General features: G+C 34.0%; 23 protein-coding genes. 20 read left to right on the top strand and 3 right to left on the bottom strand.

Annotated elements, in window-relative coordinates:
* Window positions 1-281 precede the first annotated feature (281 nt).
* A complete protein-coding gene (locus C794_RS10565) occupies window positions 282-422 on the bottom strand; it encodes a sporulation histidine kinase inhibitor Sda (RefSeq protein ID WP_017797104.1) in 141 nt (46 codons plus the stop codon).
* Window positions 423-795: 373 nt separating this feature from the next.
* Here C794_RS10565 and C794_RS10560 point away from each other — a divergent pair, with 373 nt between their 5' ends.
* The 11 genes from C794_RS10560 (at window position 796) to C794_RS10510 (ending at window position 9451) form a co-directional block, all read left to right on the top strand.
* Window positions 796-1311 carry a YqeG family HAD IIIA-type phosphatase gene (locus tag C794_RS10560; RefSeq protein WP_017797103.1) on the top strand — a complete coding sequence of 172 codons (516 nt, stop codon included), beginning with the start codon at window positions 796-798 and terminating at the stop codon, window positions 1309-1311.
* A 2-nt stretch (window positions 1312-1313) separates the two neighbouring features.
* A complete protein-coding gene (gene yqeH / locus C794_RS10555) occupies window positions 1314-2414 on the top strand; it encodes a ribosome biogenesis GTPase YqeH (RefSeq protein ID WP_017797102.1) in 1101 nt (366 codons plus the stop codon).
* Window positions 2415-2434: 20 nt separating this feature from the next.
* Window positions 2435-3265, top strand: a complete 831-nt coding sequence (aroE, locus tag C794_RS10550) for a shikimate dehydrogenase (RefSeq protein WP_017797101.1) — start codon at window positions 2435-2437, stop codon at window positions 3263-3265.
* Between the two features lie 2 nt (window positions 3266-3267).
* Window positions 3268-3558: a ribosome assembly RNA-binding protein YhbY gene (gene yhbY, locus C794_RS10545; RefSeq protein ID WP_017797100.1), complete on the top strand. Its 291-nt coding sequence runs from the start codon at window positions 3268-3270 to the stop codon at window positions 3556-3558.
* 24 nt (window positions 3559-3582) lie between these two features.
* On the top strand, window positions 3583-4158 hold the full coding sequence (locus C794_RS10540; protein WP_017797099.1) for a nicotinate-nucleotide adenylyltransferase: 576 nt from the start codon (window positions 3583-3585) through the stop codon (window positions 4156-4158).
* The gene (gene yqeK, locus C794_RS10535) at window positions 4139-4711 is read left to right on the top strand and encodes a bis(5'-nucleosyl)-tetraphosphatase (symmetrical) YqeK (protein WP_017797098.1); all 573 of its coding nucleotides are present in this window, start codon (window positions 4139-4141) and stop codon (window positions 4709-4711) included. Before C794_RS10540 ends, yqeK begins: the two co-directional genes overlap by 20 nt.
* Window positions 4712-5068 carry a ribosome silencing factor gene (gene rsfS / locus C794_RS10530; protein ID WP_017797097.1) on the top strand — a complete coding sequence of 119 codons (357 nt, stop codon included), beginning with the start codon at window positions 4712-4714 and terminating at the stop codon, window positions 5066-5068.
* A 3-nt stretch (window positions 5069-5071) separates the two neighbouring features.
* Window positions 5072-5824 (top strand): class I SAM-dependent DNA methyltransferase, encoded by a 753-nt coding sequence (locus C794_RS10525; protein WP_017797096.1) that lies wholly within the window; start codon window positions 5072-5074, stop codon window positions 5822-5824.
* A 105-nt stretch (window positions 5825-5929) separates the two neighbouring features.
* Window positions 5930-6526, top strand: a complete 597-nt coding sequence (locus C794_RS10520; RefSeq protein WP_017797095.1) for a helix-hairpin-helix domain-containing protein — start codon at window positions 5930-5932, stop codon at window positions 6524-6526.
* Between the two features lie 47 nt (window positions 6527-6573).
* Complete coding sequence (locus tag C794_RS10515) at window positions 6574-7134, top strand: ComE operon protein 2 (RefSeq protein WP_017797094.1); 561 nt, start codon at window positions 6574-6576, stop codon at window positions 7132-7134.
* A gap of 10 nt (window positions 7135-7144) precedes the next feature.
* Window positions 7145-9451 carry a DNA internalization-related competence protein ComEC/Rec2 gene (locus C794_RS10510; protein WP_017797093.1) on the top strand — a complete coding sequence of 769 codons (2307 nt, stop codon included), beginning with the start codon at window positions 7145-7147 and terminating at the stop codon, window positions 9449-9451.
* 71 nt (window positions 9452-9522) lie between these two features.
* Here C794_RS10510 and C794_RS20450 read toward each other — a convergent pair whose 3' ends face one another.
* Window positions 9523-9657 carry a YqzM family protein gene (locus C794_RS20450; RefSeq protein ID WP_017797092.1) on the bottom strand — a complete coding sequence of 45 codons (135 nt, stop codon included), beginning with the start codon at window positions 9655-9657 and terminating at the stop codon, window positions 9523-9525.
* A 327-nt stretch (window positions 9658-9984) separates the two neighbouring features.
* Here C794_RS20450 and holA point away from each other — a divergent pair, with 327 nt between their 5' ends.
* On the top strand, window positions 9985-10995 hold the full coding sequence (holA, locus tag C794_RS10500) for a DNA polymerase III subunit delta (protein ID WP_017797091.1): 1011 nt from the start codon (window positions 9985-9987) through the stop codon (window positions 10993-10995).
* Between the two features lie 72 nt (window positions 10996-11067).
* On the opposite strand, the gene rpsT is transcribed toward holA, so the two are convergent.
* Complete coding sequence (gene rpsT / locus C794_RS10495) at window positions 11068-11328, bottom strand: 30S ribosomal protein S20 (protein WP_017797090.1); 261 nt, start codon at window positions 11326-11328, stop codon at window positions 11068-11070.
* 216 nt (window positions 11329-11544) lie between these two features.
* On the opposite strand from rpsT, the gene gpr reads away from it, so the two are divergent.
* The 8 genes from gpr (at window position 11545) to dnaK (ending at window position 21082) form a co-directional block, all read left to right on the top strand.
* Window positions 11545-12648 carry a GPR endopeptidase gene (gene gpr / locus C794_RS10490; RefSeq protein ID WP_017797089.1) on the top strand — a complete coding sequence of 368 codons (1104 nt, stop codon included), beginning with the start codon at window positions 11545-11547 and terminating at the stop codon, window positions 12646-12648.
* Window positions 12649-12752: 104 nt separating this feature from the next.
* Window positions 12753-13907: a stage II sporulation protein P gene (locus C794_RS10485; RefSeq protein ID WP_026133785.1), complete on the top strand. Its 1155-nt coding sequence runs from the start codon at window positions 12753-12755 to the stop codon at window positions 13905-13907.
* An 11-nt stretch (window positions 13908-13918) separates the two neighbouring features.
* Window positions 13919-14221, top strand: a complete 303-nt coding sequence (locus tag C794_RS10480; RefSeq protein ID WP_017797087.1) for a hypothetical protein — start codon at window positions 13919-13921, stop codon at window positions 14219-14221.
* Window positions 14222-14351: 130 nt separating this feature from the next.
* Window positions 14352-16160 (top strand): translation elongation factor 4, encoded by a 1809-nt coding sequence (gene lepA / locus C794_RS10475; protein WP_017797086.1) that lies wholly within the window; start codon window positions 14352-14354, stop codon window positions 16158-16160.
* A gap of 92 nt (window positions 16161-16252) precedes the next feature.
* On the top strand, window positions 16253-17425 hold the full coding sequence (hemW, locus tag C794_RS10470; protein ID WP_017797085.1) for a radical SAM family heme chaperone HemW: 1173 nt from the start codon (window positions 16253-16255) through the stop codon (window positions 17423-17425).
* 85 nt (window positions 17426-17510) lie between these two features.
* On the top strand, window positions 17511-18542 hold the full coding sequence (hrcA, locus tag C794_RS10465; RefSeq protein WP_017797084.1) for a heat-inducible transcriptional repressor HrcA: 1032 nt from the start codon (window positions 17511-17513) through the stop codon (window positions 18540-18542).
* A gap of 88 nt (window positions 18543-18630) precedes the next feature.
* On the top strand, window positions 18631-19209 hold the full coding sequence (gene grpE, locus C794_RS10460) for a nucleotide exchange factor GrpE (protein ID WP_017797083.1): 579 nt from the start codon (window positions 18631-18633) through the stop codon (window positions 19207-19209).
* A 34-nt stretch (window positions 19210-19243) separates the two neighbouring features.
* The gene (gene dnaK, locus C794_RS10455) at window positions 19244-21082 is read left to right on the top strand and encodes a molecular chaperone DnaK (protein ID WP_017797082.1); all 1839 of its coding nucleotides are present in this window, start codon (window positions 19244-19246) and stop codon (window positions 21080-21082) included.
* Window positions 21083-21139: the final 57 nt, after the last annotated feature.

Raw genomic sequence — 21139 nt, 5'->3', positions numbered from 1 at the left:
TTAGTTAAGATTCCACAATGGAAAGAAATCATCCATACTGAAATAATAATTCCTTGTAGTTAGATTACATACAATACCGTCGGTGTGATAACTATATAGATGCTGAACTATTTAACAGTATAACCTATAAGAGAGGTGCATGCATGTATAAAGTATGCAAAAACTCTAGCATTAAATCTTTATATTAAATAGGAAAAAACACCATCAAATTTCAAAAAAAAGTCAAAAAAAAGGACCTTCAAATGGAAAATTTGAAGATCGCTTGCTTATTTTAGACAAAATTAAACAGTATTTTTGATTTTGTGAGAAAGACAACGTTTATGAATTTCCTCTTCAAATAAAGAAAGAAAGTCAGGACTTAACTGTAATTCGCATGCTGTATAATAGGATTCAAGCAGTAATTCATCCGATAAATTTTCCATAATACAGCCTCCTCCTACCCTTCATCTGTCTTTAAGATATTAATAATTTAACACGTAATTTAATGTTGGACAAGGTTGAAGTTATCTACATTAGCTTGTAGATAACTTGTGTATAAAGAGATCAATAACTTCTGTAATATACGTTATATAAACTTTTATAATGTTAGTAAAGTTATCCACAGAATCGATATTAGTAATAATTTGTCGAACGATTCTTCAGATAATATTGATAATTTAGGAATGAAATTTCATCAATTTGCATAGAATTATTGTTTTTATGGTTATTGCTTTAAAAAACCTAGTAAGATGTAATAGGATTAGTTATAATGAGATATTGCATTAGTGATAAGATGGAAGAACATGAGGTGTGAAGATGTTATCTAGATTTTTACCAAATGAACACGTGAAAAGTATATTTGACTTGCAACCGACAACGTTAAAAGAACGTGGTATTAAAGGAATTATAACGGATTTAGACAATACCTTAGTTGCTTGGGATGTTAAGGATGCTACTCCTGAGATTATCAGATGGTTTCAAGAAATGCGTGAAAATGATATTAAAGTAACGATAATTTCAAATAATAACCAAGAACGAGTGCAAGTATTTTCTGAGCCATTAGAAACGCCATTTGTTTATAGTGCAAGAAAGCCATTAAGCAAAGCATTTAAGACTGTGGCTAAAGAAATGGAATTATCTAAGGAAGAAATTGTAGTTGTTGGAGATCAACTCTTAACAGATGTTTTAGGAGGAAACTTTGCAGGATTCTACACTGTTTTAGTTGTTCCTATTGTAGAGACAGATGGTAAAATTACAAGAATAAACCGTACGATTGAACGCAGAATTCTAAATTATATGCGTCGTAAAGGAAAAATTAGCTGGGAGGAATAATTTTGGAGCAATTGATTTGCCAAGGTTGTGGAGTAGAAATTCAAACTTCTGATCCGTCAGAAGCTGGTTACGCACCACAAAGTTCTTTAAATAAGGAAATAGTATTGTGTAAACGTTGTTTTCGTTTAAAACATTATAACGAAATTCAAGATGTTAATATATCTGATGATGATTTTCTACAAATGGTAAGTTCTATTCGTGATACTGACGGTCTAATCGTGCACATTATCGATATTTTTGATGTGGATGGAACATTATTAAAAAGTTTACCTAGAATAACGGGTGACAATCCAATTCTTCTTGTTGGTAACAAATTAGATTTACTTCCAAAGTCAACAAATGTAAATAAATTGAAAAGTTGGTTGCAACGAGAAGCTAGTCAGTTAGGAATAAAGGTAAAGGATATTGCTTTTATTTCTTCAATAAAAGGAACTGGGATAGATTCGTTAAAACAATTAATCGAGGCATATAGAGATAAAGAGGATGTATTTATTGTTGGCACCACAAATGTTGGTAAGTCTACATTTATCAATAAATTGATTGAACAATCAACAGGGGAAGTAAATGCAATCACTACTTCTTATTTTCCTGGTACAACATTAGGTTTTATTGAAATACCTTTGGATGATCATAATGTTTTAGTGGACACGCCGGGAATTGTAAATAAACAGCAAATGGCTCATTACATTTCAGATAAAGATATAAAGACAATCACACCTAGAAAAGAAATTAAAGCAAGAGTGTATCAATTACAGGATCAACAAACATTATTCATTGGCGGATTAGCTCGTTTAGATTTTCTAAAAGGTGATAAGCAGTCGTTCGTATGTTATTTCTCCAACGAGTTATCCATTCACCGGACGAAATTAGAAAAAGCAGATCAGCTGTATAAAGATCATTTGGGAGAGTTATTGTCTCCGCCTCATGCTGAATCCATTAATAACTTACCTGAATTTGTGGGCAAAACGTTTAAGTTAAATGATGAGAAAATGGATATTGTATTCCCGGGATTAGGGTGGATCAGTGTGCAAGGGAAAGGAGCTACTGTACAAGCTCATACTTGGAAAGGCATATCTATTACTGTTCGTAAATCACTTATATAAGTTAGTTGGAGGGGAGAACGTTGACACTATCTTTAAAATTAATTGGTTATCCAATAGAACATTCGATGTCACCATGGATTCATAATGAATTTCTAAAACGTTCAAATCTGGAAGGATCCTATGAACTTTTTGAAATTAATCCGGATGAGAATTTTGAAAATAATATAGAAAAACTCAAAAGCACATCTTTAACTGGTTTTAATGTTACGGTTCCATATAAGCAAAGGATAATGAATTTCTTAGATAAAGTTGATGATACCGCAAATCTTATGGGGGCAGTAAATACTGTATCTATTAAAGATGGAGAATGGGTTGGGTATAATACAGATGGACAGGGTTATTTGCGATCCTTATATGCAGCGTATCCTTTTTTGAAAGGAGTAACAGATAAGCGTGTATTAATCCTTGGAGCTGGTGGAGCGGCAAGAGGTATTTTTCATGCTTTGGTACAGGAAGGTTACAATAATATAAAAATAGCTAACCGAACGTTAAGCCACGCAGAATTCATTGTTGGAACAAATAAAGATGCAATAGTAATTAGTTTGGAAGAAGCTATAAACGAGTTAAATCAATTTGATTTAATTATTCAAACTTCTGCTGTCGGTATGAATGAACCACGTTCAATTATTGCATTAGATAATATTAATGAAGAAACGGTTGTAAGTGATATCGTATATCAACCGCTAGAGACTCATTTTCTGCAATTAGCAAAACAGCGAACACCTTATATTCACTATGGTCATACTATGTTGTTATATCAAGCGCAAGCGGCATTTGAAATATGGACAGGCACACATGTCAATGTATCTGATATGGATATGCAAATCGAACAAATATTGAAAGGAAGATAATAATGCTAACAGGAAAACAAAAAAGATATTTACGATCTCAAGCAAATCAACTTAAGCCTATTTTTCAAGTGGGAAAAGACGGGGTTAATGATAATATGGTTGTACAAATAGAGGAAGCACTAGAAAAAAGAGAATTAATTAAAGTAAGTGTTCTTCAAAATTGCATGGAGGACAAGAATGTAGTTGCTGAGCAAATTTCTACCTCAGCTAACGCTGAACTTGTACAAGTAATTGGAAATAATATCGTATTATATAAAGAGTCATTGGAAAATAAACAGATTAATTTACCATAACAGAAATATAGAAGGTGAATAGAATTGAGGAAAATAGGTATCCTTGGTGGCACTTTTGACCCTCCACATATTGGTCATTTATTGATAGCAGAAGAAGTTCGAAGAGCAAAACTATTAGATGAAATATGGTTTATTCCGACGAATACACCTCCCCATAAGGAGCACACGACTACAAGTGCAGGTCATCGAACATCGATGTTAAAATTAGCAATTCGTAATCACCCGTCATTTAAATTAAATGATATAGAATTAAAAAGGGAAGGGAAGTCATATACGTATGATACAATTCATGAATTAACAAAATTGTACCCTTCTGATGAATTTTATTTTATTATTGGCGGGGATATGGTAGAGTTTTTGCCTAAATGGTATCGGATAGATGAATTGATAGAAATAATTACATTTGTAGGGGTGAGCCGCCCGGGATATTCTCTGGAAACGACCTATCCTGTTCATTTTGTAGATATTCCTACTATTCATTTGTCTTCTACAATGTTACGAGAAAGATTACAAAGAAGAGAATGGATTCGATACCTACTATCTAATTCAGTAATGCAATATGTGAGGGAGCATCAGTTATATGGATTTGGACGTAATTAAACAAGATGTGAAAGATCAGTTAACCGAGCATAGATTCGCACATACGCTAAGAGTCATGGATACTGCTGTTGATTTATCAAAACGATATAATGAATCTATCCCTAATGCTAAATTAGCGGCTATTTTTCATGATTATGCAAAGTACTTTGATCAAACGATAATGAGACAAATTATTGTAGAAACTGATCTTCCTAACGACTTATTAGACTATCATCATGAATTATGGCATGGTCCGGTAGCGTCGCATATTATAAAAGAAAAATATGGAGTACAAACAAGCGATGTACGTAATGCAATCAAATATCACACAACTGGTAGAGCATGTATGTCTCAATTAGAAAAAATTATCTTTTTAGCCGATTATATTGAACCAGGAAGACAATTTCCTGGTGTGGAAGAAGTTCGGGAAGTAGCATATGAAGATTTGACTAAAGCTTGTTGGATGGCAGCTAAGAATACGACGATGTATTTAATATCAAAGAATAACACGATATATCCGGATAGCATACATGCCTATAATGATTTGCGAAATCAAATTAATGGAGGAATTTAAATGAATAAACAAGAATTAATAAAACATGTTGCAGAAGCATGCGATGATAAACGAGCAGAAAATATTATTGCATTAGATATGAATGAGGTATCTCTAGTTGCCGATTATTTTCTAATTTGTCATGGAAGCAATGAACGACAAGTTCAAGCAATTGCTAGAGCAGTTAAAGAAACTGTAGAGGAAAAGGGATTAAGCATAAAACGAATAGAAGGTTTTGATCAGGCTCGCTGGGTGTTAGTGGATATTGGAGATATTGTTTGCCATATTTTCCATAAAGATGAACGGTATTATTATAATTTAGAAAAATTATGGGGGGATGCAAATCAAATTCCACTACATTTAGGACAGGAACGCTAATTTATGGCGTATAGTAAAATGGCCACTCTTTATGATCGGCTAATGATCGATGCACCATATGATGATTGGGTAGCAGTTATTCAAGAAGTGATTAATTCATATTCTAACCGTCAAGTTAATTCTATTGTAGACTTTGGATGTGGTACGGGAGTAATTACTAGAAAACTTGCTGTTCAAGGATATGATTTAACAGGGATTGATATATCTGAGGACATGTTAGAACTTGCAAAAAAAGAGACGGATCTTTCTCTTTCCATTAGTTGGTTACACCAAGATATAACTAAATTAAATAATATTCCGTACATGGATATGGCCATCAGTTGTTGTGATGTTGTAAATTATATTGTAAATCCTAGTAATTTGGCCGAGTTTTTCAATTCTATATACCGTTCACTAAATAATAATGGACTATTTCTTTTTGACGTCCACAGTTTGTTGCATATTGAAGAAAATTATATTAACAACACTTTTGCAGATGTAACTGATGCGGCTGCTTATATTTGGTTTTGTCAACCCGGTGATCGAGAAGGAGAGATGATTCATGAATTGACTTTCTTTGAAGAGGATCAATCAGGAAAATATGAACGTTATACAGAAACGCATCATCAACGGACATTTTCAGTTGAATTTTATAAAAAATTACTTTTTAATTCTGGATTCAATAATATCCAAGTATTTGCTGATTTTTCCTTTGAAAACAAAATAAATGTAGAAGAAGGGGAAAGAATCTTTTTTTTAGCTGGAAAAAATGATTAATTTTTATGTTTTTTGTGATGTGAGTTAAAGAAGGAGATAAAAGATATTTGTCGAATTGATTATATATCTTTATAAAGTCAGTTTCAGAAGGAGGTGTAAATTCTGTTGCTAAATCTTCTGAAAAAATCCTCGTTTTTCTTGCTTGCAGGATTAGCTGTTTTCTTCTTTATAGTATTTACTAAAAAGCAAGATTCCTCTGCAGAACTCCCTATTGAGACACATGATACCGATGAACTTTTTCAAGATAATTTAAATTCTGTATCAACAAAAGATAAGGAACAGTCATTTGTGGTAGATGTAAAAGGTGCAGTTCAAAACCCTGGGGTCTACACTGTAAAACAAAATGACCGTATTCATGATGTGATTGAATTAGCGGGTGGATTTAGTGTGGATGCTGATCAGTCTCAAGTCAATCTTGCTCAACTTGTTCAAGATGAAATGATTATTGCAGTTCCAGAACAAGGTGATCAAGATACTAATATAAGTGCAGACATGGATAAGGCGAATGAAAAAATACGAATAAATTATGCTTCAGTACAAGAAATAGAACAATTACCAGGTATTGGGCCAAGTAAGGCAGAAACAATTTTTCAATATCGTGAAGAAAATGGATTGTTTCGTGAATTAGAAGATTTATTAAATATTTCTGGTATTGGTGAAAAGACGGTTGAATCATTAAAAGATTATATTCAAATTCCTTAGAGAGAAAAAGCTTTTATAGCAGTGCAATAAAAGGAGACGAGTCTAAGATGGAGAGAATTTCATGGGATCAATATTTTATGGCACAAAGCCATTTACTGTCACTACGAAGTACTTGTACAAGACTTGAAGTGGGAGCTACAATTGTCCGGGATAAGCGGATAATAGCAGGAGGATATAATGGTAGCGTTACTGGAAGTGTACATTGTACGGATGAAGGTTGTTATGTAATTGATGGCCATTGTGTCCGAACAGTTCATGCAGAAGCGAATGCATTATTACAATGTGCTAAGTTTGGGGTGCCAACTGAAGGTGCAGACGTCTACGTTACTCATTTTCCTTGTTTACAATGCACAAAGCAATTAATTCAAAGTGGGATAAAAACAGTGTATTATGCTGAGGACTATCATAATCATCCATATGCGATTGAACTGTTTGCTGAGGCAGGAGTAAAAATTGTAAAAGTCCCGTTACATCAATTGTCAATAGATGTAAATGTTCAAGAAAAAGTACAGTTTATTCAAGAGATTATCGATAAAATCGATGAAGTATCTGAGAATGATACGGAGATTTCCCTTTTTAAAGAAAAAGCAGAGCGCCTATTCAAATAGGTACATATCGATGAAAGGGTATTGGTATTATGCTGCGATAACAACAGGGGCAGCTATTCTTTATGTCAGCTCTAAAGCAGAATGGTTGCCACTGTTAATTATTCTTTGGTTAATTTGGTTAAAGGCACGTAAAGGTTTTCCTTTACTGCCATTTATAATTTCAATTATTTCATTCTGTTTTTTTACATTCTATATACCAGAGATTGAGGAAGTGGCGGAGGAGAAATTCGAACACCTATCGTCACACGTAACTGGTAGTATTAATGGATCAGCTGTCATAACGGATGAATATATGCAATTTCAGTTGGAAGGGTCACATTCTATTTCGAATACCAATTTCTTAGTTATGTACTTTTTTGACCAACCGGCACAATCACAAGCCTCATTTGTTAAGAATGGGGATTTTTTACACGGAGCTTCCTGCGTAATTCAAACCTCTCACGAATCTATAGAAAAACCATCTTCGAGTACAAATCCTGCCCAATTTAATTATCAACAATTTCTACTACAAAAAGATATTCATTATCAAATCATAATTGAAAATTTAAATCAAATACATTGTACTGATCCACAACCATTAAGTCATATATATTTGTTACGCCATCAACTTATTGATTATATGCATGGAAGATGGAGTGATAATACCGTTATGTGGTTAACCTCTATTGTATTTGGTGATGATTCTATGATGGATGAACCTACTGAAGAATTATTTCAACGATGGAGTTTATCTCATATAATTGCGATCTCAGGATCAAATATCACATTAATAATTGCCATTGTGCTTCTATTACTTGTAAAAGGTAATATTGTAACAAAAGAGAGGGCACAATTACTTTTAATTTTATTTTTACCTTTATATGGTATATTAGCCGGTGGTGAACCTTCTGTTTGGAGAGCAGTTTGGATGATTACGATTTTACTTGTTATTCAAAAGTTTAAAAAGAAATTCTTGTATATAGATATTTTTAGTTTTGTGTTTTTGTCATTAATAATCTTTGATCCTTATGTTATCTATGAAGTAGGATTTCAATTTTCTTTTGCTGTCACATTTGCCATTCTCCTCTCGGCCAAGTGGGTTTCTTATTCAACATCAACTTTATGGAATATAGTGCAAATAAGTTTTGTTTCTCAAATGGCTATCCTCCCATTACAGTTGCATTATTTCTATATTTTCCAACCGCTATCGATTTTACTAAATGTCATTATTATTCCTTACTTCACTTTGTTTGTCATACCATTGATGTATATTGCTACGTTATTATCATTCTTACCGAAACAAGTGCTTTTTATTTTAGACAATTCTTTTCAATGGATTCATTCTGTTGTAGTTAATTTTCTGGTATGGGTAGATACTTATTTGTCATTTCCTTTGTTTATGAACGGGTTATCTATCACCGCAGTAATTGTTTATTATATTTTTTTCTTTCGGTTTATGTACGAACTGGAAATAAAGAGAATGAAGGTGGCGTTTTTATCAGGAGTGCTTTTTTGTCTCCCTATAATATTTGGAGCATTAAAACCTTACTTAAGCGAAGAGGGCATTGTTACGATGTTTGACATTGGACAAGGAGATGCAATATTAATCGAAACTCCATATAGACAAGATACTTTATTAGTGGATGCAGGCTCAACCTTTGATTTTGAAAGTATGGAGGCAAGTAGAAGTGTGTATAAGCAAATATTACGCCCTTATTTTTATTCAAGAGGGATAACACATTTGGATGCCATTATATTAACACATGAAGACTTGGACCATATAGGCAGCTTGGAGTATATTTTGGAAGAAGTAACTGTTGATACAATAATGGTGAGTTCGTTTTTTGATGATCAGTTAATTAAAAATATTCAAGCTTCATTTCCAAATCAAATTATTAAACGAATTGAAGCTGTTCAGACCATTAGAGGCAACTTTACTAATTTTCATGTTCTTTCTCCAACTAGTGATCATCAATCACTAAATGACAATTCATTAGTATTATATGCTGATTTGGGAGCAAAATGGCTATTTACAGGAGATATTGGAAGCGATGTAGAAAAGACGTTGATAAAGAATCATCCAGAAATGAATATTGATATTCTCAAAGTCGCACATCATGGAAGCAATACATCTAGTGACAGTGTATATATTGAAGAAATTGATCCCGATTTTGGATTGATTTCAGTTGGTAGAAATAATCGATATGGACATCCATCGGTAGAAGTAATTGAAACATTGGAATCAAAAGGTATCGATATTTTACGTACGGATTTGCATGGTGCAATTCAATATTATTTTTCAAATAATCAAGGAACATTTTTAATACATTCTCCATAAACTATCGTTGAAGAGAAAATAAAAAAGAAGAGATACTATAATCCCTTCCTTTTTACGCGATTCATCTTCAGTTATTGACCGATAAAACTAATTGCTACGCCAATTGCAAAGATTAAAAAGAAGAATAGAAATGAAAAAGTAAAACCTTTGATTGAATCAACTACATCATTTCCTTTATACTGTACATCTTTTTCAAATTCGTTCAACTTGTACCCCTCCTATTATCACAATTTAAGTATAAATGAAATACTTTAAAAAATCTACCTCATTGGAAACACATATGAAAGCCAATTTTAGCAAGAGTTAACATCTATACTTTTACTATCATCGGAAAAACTAACGATAGGTAAAAAATATCGTCAATAGGGATGGTTTCTAGAGCTTTTCCTATGGCGTTTAATATAGATGAGCTAGGAGGAGAAGACTTTCAACATAAATTTTAGCGTTTCTCCTCCTATAAAATTAATATCACTTGCTATTCATTTCATTCCATTTTAACATATGGATATAAAGTACATAGGTGTGTGAATGAAATGTCAATAATGAATATTGTAAATGATATTAAGAAATCTGTTCAACCTGTTTATCTTGCATTTGGAACGGAGTCATATTTTTTAGAAGAATTGAAACAAGCTCTAACAAAACAAGTATTAAATGGAGATAAAAGTAATTTATCGTCATATGACTTAAATGAAATTCCAATTCAAGAAGTACTAACAGATGCAGAGACGTTTCCGTTTTTTGAGGAAAAAAAACTGATTGTTGCTACCAATGCATCATTTTTAAAAGCAAAACCGGACAAGCTACCATTTGAACATAATACTTCTTATTTAGAAGAGTATGTTCAAAATCCTCCAGATTATACAGTCTTATTACTTATTGCTCCTTATGAAAAATTAGATGAACGTAAAAAGATAACAAAACACCTTAAAAACAATTCCCAACTTGTGGACTGTCAAGAAATAAAAGAACAAGATGCGAGAAAATGGCTGGATTCAATCATATCAAAAAATAAGATAACAATGGATTCTAAAGCTAAAGATATGTTAGAGGCAGAAGTTGCGAATAATATCCAGTTATTACAGAGTGAAGTAGAGAAGATGGCGTTATATGTGGGAGATGGGGGACATGTTAGCGAGGCGGATGCTCAACGATTGATTTCTCACACTCCAACAAGCACCTCATTAGCAATGGTGGATGCAGTTATGCATGGAGATATTCAACGAGCAATGAAGATCTATAAGGATTTAGAAAAGATGAATGAAGATCCTATTGCGATGATCGCTTTATTATCTTATCAGTTCAGAATGATCCTTCGAGTAAAATTAATGAAACAAAAGGGATATACACAGTTTCAAATGCAAAAACAAATTGGAGCTCATCCATATGTCATTAAAATTGCAATGTCTAGAGAAAGAAATATTTCACAAGATAGATTAGAACAGATGATTCAGGAACTTGCTGAAACGGATAGTGTAATGAAGCAAGGGAAGATGGAAAAAAGTTTAGCGTTTGAATTATTATTAATGGAATTAGTTGTATAAGTAAAGCCGAATGAATTCATCTCTTAGAATTCATTCGGCTTTTTTAAATGGTCGTATTCGATCCATTTAGTTTTATAATGCATTTATCTGGTTTGCTAAACGAGATTTTTGACGGTTAGCAGCATTTTGATGGATGATACCTTTTTGAGCTGCTTTATCAATGTGTTTTGATGCAGATTGGAAAAGAGATTTCGCATTATCTGTATCGTTTGCTTCAACTGCTTTCTCTACACGCTTAATTTCAGTACGCATTGCAGAAAGTTGTTTGCTATTAGAAACACGTTTCTTCTCGTTAACTTCTACACGTTTAATTGCAGATTTAATATTTGCCATATTCATTCACCTCCTACAAAAGCTTCTATAGATTCCAGATTCGATTATTCAAATACTTCTATTTAAGTTCTCCATTTCTCATCAGGACAACAAGTATTGTACCAAAGCTAACGTTAGTTTTCAATAGAATTGTTGATTGTTAAAGATAAAATAAAGTATGAATTTATTAAAAAGGCTCATTCTAAGAATGGAATTATAATTTGAAAGGATGAGAAGATGGAAGAACAACAAGTCCCTTTCCAGGTTCGTACTGACTTAGCAATTGAAGCGAAGGATATGTACAGTGAATCGAAGCCTGAAGAAACAAGTGATAAAGAGATAAAAGGAGTTACATTTAAAGAAAGAACGGATAAAGATATTAAGATTTCATATGTGGATATTGATAAAGAAGGAGAAAAGATCTTAGGAAAAAAACCAGGTTCCTATGTCACTATCTATGCTGATGGGGTGAAAAAACAAGATACGGATCGTCAAAGACAAGCAGCTCAAGTTTTGGCAAAAGAACTAGAAGACTTAATGAGGAAAAATAACGTTACGAAAGAAAGTACATGTTTAGTTGTTGGCTTAGGAAATTGGAATGTTACTCCGGATGCGTTAGGACCGATGACCGTAGAAAAAGTATTAGTAACGAGTCATCTTTTTCGTCTGCAATATGAGACTGTAGCACAAGGCTATCGTGATGTTGCTGCTGTTACTCCAGGAGTTATGGGAGTAACAGGTATAGAAACTAGTGATATTATCTTTGGGATAGTTGAAAAGTATAAACCTGATTTGGTAATAGCAATCGATGCATTAGCTTCTCGTTCTATTAATCGTGTAAATGAAACGATTCAACTTTCAGACACAGGAATTCATCCTGGATCTGGAATTGGAAATAAACGAAAAGAAATCAGCAAAAAAACGTTAGGTATTCCGGTGATCGCTATTGGAGTTCCCACAGTTGTTGATGCAGTTACCATTACAAGTGATACGATTGACTATGTCTTAAAACATTTTGGTAGAGAGTGGAAAGAAAAAGATGACCCATCTAAATCTTTAACTCCTGCCGGTATGTCGTTTGGAAGTAGAGAATTAACAGACGAAGATTTACCAAATATGGAAAAAAGAAAGACAGTTTTAGGAATTGTAGGGGAACTGTCAGATGAAGAAAAGCGAAAACTTATCACCGAGGTTCTTACGCCGATGGGACATAATTTAATGGTAACTCCAAAAGAAGTTGATGGATTTATGATTGATATGGCAGAGGTATTAGCTAATGGTATAAATACTGCATTACATGAAAAGGTTGATGTTGATAACTTTGCTAACTATTCTCGTTAGCTCTATTAAATACTCTATTTTTTATCATTACACGGTTCTACTTTTTAAATTCCTCTCATAGATTAAATTAAGAGTTGGATGGAAAGGTGGAGTCGTGTATTCTTATGAAAAAAAACATCAAGCCCTTTATACAAGTCTTTTCAAGGCGAAGTGGACTATACCTAGCGAGCATACTCGTATTATTTTTAATGATCGGCATCTTAACTACAGTTCAGCCGGCTTATCGCTTTTCTTCAACTATTTTGTCTGATTGGACAAGAAATATCGATGAATTGGTATTCTATAATATGTTAGGAATGGAAAATCGAGCATATAAAAGTTCCTTCCCTGATGATGAAGAGTTGCCTAAGTTATCAAATATATTCTTCCAGCTTGCAACTAATATACAACCAAGTGATCCGAGAAGTCTCCTAGGAAATGAATTACCTGGTTTTTCAATATATGACAGCCAAATTTTAATGGCGAGCGGCGATGATAATCATTTTACAAGCTTTCCTATTGAATCCAATCCTCCTTTGGAAGAAGTGTTGAAGGACCGGGAAGCTGTTGTAGAAGAAGATGTTGATGAAGAGCTTCCTCCTGAAGAAGATGTAGAGCAAACTACTGGTGATCGAGATGTTGTTTTCCTATATACAACACACAATCGAGAATCGTTTTTACCACATTTGCCAGGTGTGGAAGATCCAAACTCTGCGATGCATGCCGAAATTAATATTTCTAAAGTCAGTGAACGGCTAGGACAATCTCTAGAACGAAAAGGTATTGGTACTTACGTCGATAAGACAGATTTTGGCCAACAACTGAATGAACAAGGGAAAAAATATCATCAGTCCTATGAAGTATCTCGAGAAGCAGTAGAAACAGCATTTTCTGGAAATAAAGATATTCAGTATGTGTTTGATTTACATCGTGATGCGTTACGTAGAGATAAAACTACAATAGAAATTGATGGAGAAAGCTATGCCAAACTGATTTTTGTTGTTGGGACAGCACATGCGAATTATGAAGAAAATATGAAGACTGCTACAGAATTAAATGCACTTATTGAAGAAAAATATCCAGGATTGAGTCGAGGTATTTATCCAAAAGATGGTTCAAATGGAAATGGAGTATATAATCAAGATGTTTCGGGTAATGCATTACTAATCGAATTTGGAGGAGTCGACAATACGATGGAAGAACTGTATCGATCCGCTGATGCGTTAGCTGAAGTATTTAGTGAATATTATTGGGATGCAGAAGAAGTGTCTAATCCTTAGGAGGCGGTAATATGCGTGGTTTAATAATATTGTTGATCATGGTTATATTTTTCCTATCCGGATTTGTATTTGGAATTCAAAAAGATGAACAAGCATCAACAGTAGAAACTACTGAAACCACTCCTGCTGTAGAAGAAACAACTGAGACTGAATCTTCGCAACCATCAATGGAACAAGAAGCAAACGTATATGAAATCGAAGAGGGACAATATTCATTAACAAATAAAACCGCTTCGGTATTAGAAGCTACGGTAAAAAAAGTGTTTGATATCATAGTTGGAATTATGTATGAAATATCCAAAATCTTTTTTTAATAAACCTATTTGTTTATTTAATAATTGAATCTGAAGGCGTCAATTGCTATAATCATCCTAGTAATTGACGTCTTATTTTAATATAGTATATATAGAAACGTGTAGGATTAAAACTAGGAGTGTGCATGAAATGGCGAACAAAAAAAGAAACGTCAGGAATTTTTCGATTATCGCTCATATAGACCATGGGAAGTCTACTTTAGCTGATCGAATACTTGAAAATACAAAAACAGTAACGAAGCGTGAAATGAAAGATCAACTATTAGATGGAATGGATTTAGAACGCGAACGTGGAATTACGATTAAATTAAACGCAGTTCAACTTGCATACACAAGTAATAAGGGAGAAGAGTTCATTTTTCACTTAATTGATACACCAGGACATGTGGATTTCACATATGAGGTCTCTCGAAGTTTAGCTGCTTGTGAAGGAGCAATTTTAGTAGTTGATGCGGCTCAAGGAATCGAAGCTCAGACATTAGCGAATGTGTATTTAGCTATGGAAAATGAGCTTGAGATTATACCTGTAATTAATAAAATCGATTTACCTAGTGCAGATACTGAAAAAGTCAAAAAAGAATTAGAAGATATACTAGGAATTGATGGTGACGATGTTATATTAGCCTCTGCAAAAGCAAATATTGGTATTGAAGAAATATTAGAACGTGTTACAGAAGTCGTACCAGAACCAGCTGGTGATGGTGAAGCACCTTTAAAAGCTTTAATTTTTGATTCTTTATATGATTCTTATCGTGGTGTTATCGCTTATGTGTGTGTGAAAGAAGGTTCAATAAAAGTTGGTGATAAGATTCAAATGATGGCGACAGGAAAAGAATTTGAAGTTAATGAAGTAGGGGTATTTACACCAAAAACGGTTCCTAAAAAAGAATTACACGTAGGAGATGTAGGATATCTGACTGCTTCTATAAAAAATGTGGGAGATTCTCGTGTAGGGGATACCATCACTCATGCAAATCGGAAAGCAGAAGAAGCTTTGCCTGGTTATCGTCGTTTAAATCCTATGGTGTTCTGTGGAATGTATCCAGTCGATTCCAATGATTATAATGACTTAAGAGAAGCTTTAGAACGTCTTGAATTAAATGATTCCTCGTTACAGTATGATCCAGAAACTTCTCAAGCATTAGGTTTTGGATATCGTTGCGGATTCTTAGGTCTATTGCATATGGAAATTATTCAAGAGCGAATTGAGCGGGAATTTGGTATTGATTTAATTACAACAGCACCAAGTGTTATTTTTGAGGTTGAAAAAACAGATGGAGAAGTATTAAATATCGATAACCCATCTGAGATGCCTGATCCTCAAGTAGTAGAACAAATACGTGAACCATATGTTGAAGCAACAATAATGGTTCCGAATGAATATGTTGGCCCAGTTATGGAGATTTCACAGAAAAAACGTGGTAATTTTATTGATATGCAATACATGGATGACATTCGAGTAAATGTCGTATACCATATACCATTATCCGAAATTGTCTTTGATTTCTTTGACCAACTAAAGTCTAATACAAAAGGATATGCTTCATTTGACTATGAATTAATTGGCTATCAACAATCGAACTTAGTTAAGATGGATATTTTATTAAATGGAGATACGATAGATGCATTATCTTTTGTTGTCCATCGTGATTTTGCATATGAGCGCGGAAAACAAATTGTAGAGAAATTAAAAGAGTTAATTCCAAGACAACAATTTGAAGTACCAGTACAAGCTGCGATAGGAAATAAAATAGTAGCGAGATCAAATATTAAAGCAGTACGTAAAGATGTTACTGCCAAACTCTATGGTGGAGATATAACACGTAAACGTAAACTATTAGAGAAACAAAAAGAAGGAAAGAAACGAATGAAAATGGTTGGATCTGTAGAAGTACCGCAAGAGGCATTTATGGCGGTATTGAAGATGGATGATAACTAATAGTATGATAAAAAGATTTATAAATGGATATAGAGGGGACTGGTAGAATGATATCTATCAGTTTTCCTTTTTATTAGAAGGGTTGATTAATTTTGAATTCAATAAAGGCAGTATACATACACATTCCATTTTGTAAACAAATATGTCATTACTGCAATTTTGTTAAATACTTTTATATGGAAAATAAGGCTGACGATTATGTTGAAGCACTCATCCGTGAAATAGATTGCACAGTATCAGGATATAATGTTCATGTAGATACAATTTATATGGGTGGAGGCACACCTACTGCTTTAAATGTTGAACAACTCAAAAAATTATTTGGTTTTTTAGATAGAAAATTTAATTTAGGAACTTGTAAAGAGTTTACGATTGAAATAAATCCCGGTGACATCGATCAAGAAAAAGCTCATTTACTTTCTTCGTATGGAGTTAACCGTGTTTCGTTCGGTGTACAAGTAATGGACGATGACATGCTACGTAAAATCGGTAGAATGCATTCTGTGAAAGATGTATATGAAACAGTCAATCTATTAACCAAAAATGAATTCCATAATATAAGTCTGGATTTAATCTATGCATTACCAAACCAAACAGTAGAACACTTTGAACAAACATTAAATGATGCGCTTCAATTTGGATTACCACATTATTCAACCTATGCATTACAAATCGAACCGAAGACGGTATTTTATCATAAGCAGAATAAAGGTCAGTTACAACGCCCTCCAGAGGATGCAGAAGTGGAAATGTATCGCATATTGCAACGGGAGATGATAAATCGTGGAATAGAGCAGTATGAAATAAGTAATTTTGCAAAACCTGGATATGAAAGTAACCATAACCTTACATATTGGAATAATGATTATTATTACGGGTTTGGTGCAGGAGCTCATGGATACATTCCAGGTAAGCGAACATCAAATATTAAACCATTAGGTACGTATATCCGTTCTGCTAGTGAAGGAAGTGCAATTGACGAAATTGAAACAATCACTATTAAAGACCAAATAGAAGAAGAACTTTTCTTACAGCTACGTAAAACATCTGGAATTAGTAAAAAGATGTTTCAACAAAAATATGGAGTATCTCTCGAAAAATTATATGCAAATGAATTGCAGGTGCTATTAGAACAAGGTTTATTAAGATTGAAAGATGGGAACTACCGTTTAACGGACAGAGGAATGCTATTAGGGGATCAAGTATTCTCGAAATTCTTAATGATGCAATCTTTTGATGATAAAATTATTCAATTAGAAAGCTAAACTGTTTGACAAAGAAAAAGGGATTTGATAATTTATTTATAGAATTAGCACTCAATAATCAAGAGTGCTAACAGAGGTGATCATCATGTTAACTGAAAGGCAACTGATCATTTTACAAGTCATTATTGATGATTTTATTGAAACTGCACACCCCATTGGGTCACGTGCATTATCAAAAAAGGAATACCTTCCGTATAGTGCAGCTACTATCCGGAATGAAATGGCGGACTTAGAAGATTTAGGTTTTCTTGAAAAAACGCATACTTCATCAGGAAGAATTCCTTCAGAAAAAGGTTATCGTTATTATGTAGACCACCTTATAGGTCCAGTGATGAACCAGCATGAAGCGGGAATATTACGTAATTATACTGACGGAGAGTTTTTCGAATTTGAACAAGTAGTACAAATGACTGCAGAAGTATTATCTGAACTAACAAATTATACTTCGATAATTTTAGGGCCAGAAATGTTTGAAGCTACGCTGAAACAAATTCAAGTATTGACACTTTCTGATCATACCGCTGTAGCGATCCTAGTAACCAGCACTGGTCATGTAGAGCACCGATCTTTTGCCCTACCTAAAGGCATAGATTCTTCGGATTTAGAAAAATTAGTGAATATTTTAAATGACCGGTTAAGAGGTGTGCCGATTATACGATTAGGTGAGGTTATTTCCAGTGAGGTTGTACAACTAATGAGACGCTATATAGTTGATTCTGAGGCTTCTTTTGATTTACTTCGAGCATTCTTTATGAACGAACATCCTGTTAAATTGTATTTTGGCGGGAAATCGAACATTCTAATGCAGCCTGAGTTTAACGATGTTGATAAAATTCGATCGTTTTATGCCTTAATAGAACAAGAAGATGAAATAGCAAATCTCTTAAAAAATACACATCATGGTATAAAAGTGTCGATTGGCAATGAAAATGAAGTAGAAGCAATCAAAGATTTAAGTCTCATAACTGCATCCTATCATGTTGGAGAAAATCTTATGGGCACAATTGCCTTATTAGGGCCAACAAGAATGGAATACAAAAAGGTGATTTCTTTAATGAAAGGAATTTCCGATGAAATGACTAACACTTTAGATAAGTGGTATAAGCGAGATTCTTAGCTAAAATTCTTTTAAAACGTCTTGGTTTTCTAATTAGTGCAATCATGATATAGTCAATGATGGAAATTGAAAGCGAGGTGCCACTCAAATGAATGATAAAAATGATCAAGTTACTTCTGACCAAGTGCAAGAAAACGAACAAGAAGTAATTGATGTAAACGAATCCGTTGATCAATCAGAAGAGAATGAAACGGAGCAACCTCAAGAAGAGGCTGTTGAAAATGATGAAATTGCAAAACTACAACAAGAAAAAGATGAAACTTACAATCGCTTAGTGCGTCTTCAAGCAGAATTTGATAACTATAAGCGAAGAACGCTAAAAGAAAGAGAGGCGGATCGTAAGTATAAATCACAAGATTTAATCACGGAACTTTTACCAGCTATGGATAACTTTGAACGAGCTTTACAGGTTGAAGTGACGGAAGAAAACAAGAGCATTATCGACGGTATAATGATGGTGTATCGCCAACTACAAGAAGCTTTAACATCGCAAGGTGTTGAGCCAATCAAAACCGAGGGTGAGGCTTTTGACCCGAATCTTCATCACGCAGTAATGCAAATTGAGGATGAAAGTGTGGAATCCAATGTAGTTGTAGAAGAATTACAAAAAGGATACCAGCTTAAAGATCGTGTTATTCGACCAGCGATGGTAAAAGTGAATAAATAATTGAAAGTTATTGCAGTTAAGGAGGAAATAAACAATGAGTAAAATTATTGGAATTGACTTAGGAACTACAAATTCATGTGTATCAGTAATGGAAGGTGGCGAAGCTGTTGTCATTCCGAACCCGGAAGGTAACCGTACTTCTCCATCTGTAGTTGCTTTTAAAAATGGTGAACGCCAAGTTGGTGAAGTAGCTAAACGACAAGCAATTACAAACCCAAATACTATTCAATCTATTAAGCGTCACATGGGTACAGACTATAAAGTTAAAATTGAAGATAAAGAATACACTCCTCAAGAGGTTTCTGCGATTATTCTTCAATACATTAAGTCTTATGCGGAAGATTACATTGGTGAAAAAGTGGAAAAAGCGGTAATCACAGTACCAGCATACTTTAATGATGCAGAGCGTCAAGCTACAAAAGATGCAGGTAAAATCGCAGGTCTTGAAGTAGAACGTATTATTAACGAACCTACTGCAGCAGCATTAGCATATGGTATTGACAAAGAAGATCAAGATCAAACAATCCTTGTGTATGACCTTGGTGGTGGTACATTTGACGTGTCTATTCTTGATATTGGTGATGGTACATTTGAAGTAGTATCTACTGCAGGTGACAATCGTCTAGGTGGAGATGATTTTGACCAAGTGATTATTGATCATATGGTACAAGAGTTTAAAAAAGAAAACGGAATTGATCTATCTCAAGATAAAATGGCTACACAGCGCTTGAAAGATGCAGCAGAAAAAGCGAAAAAAGATTTATCTGGTGTAACACAAACACAAATCTCTCTTCCGTTTATAACAGCAGGAGAAGCTGGTCCGTTACACTTAGAAATGACTATGTCCCGTGCGAAATTTGACGAGATTTCTTCAGACTTAGTTGAACGTACCATGCAACCAACTCGTAAAGCATTATCCGATGCAAGCTTATCAAAAAGCGACATTGATAAAGTAATTCTTGTTGGTGGTTCTACTCGTATCCCGGCTGTTCAAGAAGCTATTAAGAAAGAATTAGGTCAGGATCCTTCAAAAGGTGTAAATCCAGATGAAGTCGTAGCACTTGGTGCTGCAATTCAAGGTGGAGTTCTTCAAGGGGATGTAAAAGATGTATTATTACTTGATGTAACACCATTATCATTAGGTATCGAAACGATGGGGGCAGTAACTACAAAATTAATTGAACGTAATACTACTATTCCAACTAGTGCGTCTCAAACATTCTCTACTGCAGCTGATAATCAAACAGCAGTTGATATTCATGTCCTTCAAGGTGAACGTGAAATGGCTGCAGATAATAAAACACTTGGACGCTTCCAATTAACTGATATCCCACCAGCACCACGTGGTATGCCACAAATTGAAGTTAGCTTTGATATTGATGCTAATGGTATTGTTAACGTACGTGCAAAAGACCTTGGTACGAATAAAGAACAATCAATTACAATTAAATCTTCATCAGGTCTTTCTGATGAGGAAGTAGATCGTATGGTAAAAGAAGCTGAAGAAAATGCAGATGCGGATAAACAACGCCGTGAAGAAGTAGATTTAAGAAATGAAGCAGATCAACTTATCTTTACAACAGATAAAACAATCAAAGACTTAGATGATAAAGTTTCTGAAGAAGATAAACAAAAAGCAGAATCTGCTAAAGATGAATTGAAACAAGCGCTTGAGTCCGGTGATATGGAACAAGTGAAAGCGAAAAAAGAAGCATTAGAAGAGCATGTACAACAATTATCTGCTAAACTTTATGAGCAAGTACAACAAGAAGCTCAACAAGCTTCTGGTGAGCAAGGTGAAGAAAGTGGTAAACAAGATGATGATGTTGTAGACGCTGATTATTCTGAAGTAGACGATGATGATAAAAAATAATAGCTGATGAAATAAATGAAAAGTCAAAGTCAGGATTCTCTTGACTTTGACTTTTTT

Source organism: Oceanobacillus kimchii X50, assembly GCF_000340475.1.
Lineage (GTDB): Bacteria > Bacillota > Bacilli > Bacillales > Amphibacillaceae > Oceanobacillus > Oceanobacillus kimchii.
This window is presented reverse-complemented; position numbering and strand designations above follow the sequence as displayed.

Coding starts and splice junctions, on each gene's coding strand:
- C794_RS10565 (WP_017797104.1), bottom strand. CDS start 422: ATGGAAAATTTATCGGATGAATTACTGCTTGAATCCTATTATACAGCA.
- C794_RS10560 (WP_017797103.1), top strand. CDS start 796: ATGTTATCTAGATTTTTACCAAATGAACACGTGAAAAGTATATTTGAC.
- yhbY (WP_017797100.1), top strand. CDS start 3,268: ATGCTAACAGGAAAACAAAAAAGATATTTACGATCTCAAGCAAATCAA.
- yqeK (WP_017797098.1), top strand. CDS start 4,139: ATGGATTTGGACGTAATTAAACAAGATGTGAAAGATCAGTTAACCGAG.
- rsfS (WP_017797097.1), top strand. CDS start 4,712: ATGAATAAACAAGAATTAATAAAACATGTTGCAGAAGCATGCGATGAT.
- C794_RS10525 (WP_017797096.1), top strand. CDS start 5,072: ATGGCGTATAGTAAAATGGCCACTCTTTATGATCGGCTAATGATCGAT.
- C794_RS10515 (WP_017797094.1), top strand. CDS start 6,574: ATGGAGAGAATTTCATGGGATCAATATTTTATGGCACAAAGCCATTTA.
- C794_RS10510 (WP_017797093.1), top strand. CDS start 7,145: ATGAAAGGGTATTGGTATTATGCTGCGATAACAACAGGGGCAGCTATT.
- holA (WP_017797091.1), top strand. CDS start 9,985: ATGTCAATAATGAATATTGTAAATGATATTAAGAAATCTGTTCAACCT.
- rpsT (WP_017797090.1), bottom strand. CDS start 11,328: ATGGCAAATATTAAATCTGCAATTAAACGTGTAGAAGTTAACGAGAAG.
- gpr (WP_017797089.1), top strand. CDS start 11,545: ATGGAAGAACAACAAGTCCCTTTCCAGGTTCGTACTGACTTAGCAATT.
- C794_RS10485 (WP_026133785.1), top strand. CDS start 12,753: ATGAAAAAAAACATCAAGCCCTTTATACAAGTCTTTTCAAGGCGAAGT.
- C794_RS10480 (WP_017797087.1), top strand. CDS start 13,919: ATGCGTGGTTTAATAATATTGTTGATCATGGTTATATTTTTCCTATCC.
- lepA (WP_017797086.1), top strand. CDS start 14,352: ATGGCGAACAAAAAAAGAAACGTCAGGAATTTTTCGATTATCGCTCAT.
- hrcA (WP_017797084.1), top strand. CDS start 17,511: ATGTTAACTGAAAGGCAACTGATCATTTTACAAGTCATTATTGATGAT.
- grpE (WP_017797083.1), top strand. CDS start 18,631: ATGAATGATAAAAATGATCAAGTTACTTCTGACCAAGTGCAAGAAAAC.
- dnaK (WP_017797082.1), top strand. CDS start 19,244: ATGAGTAAAATTATTGGAATTGACTTAGGAACTACAAATTCATGTGTA.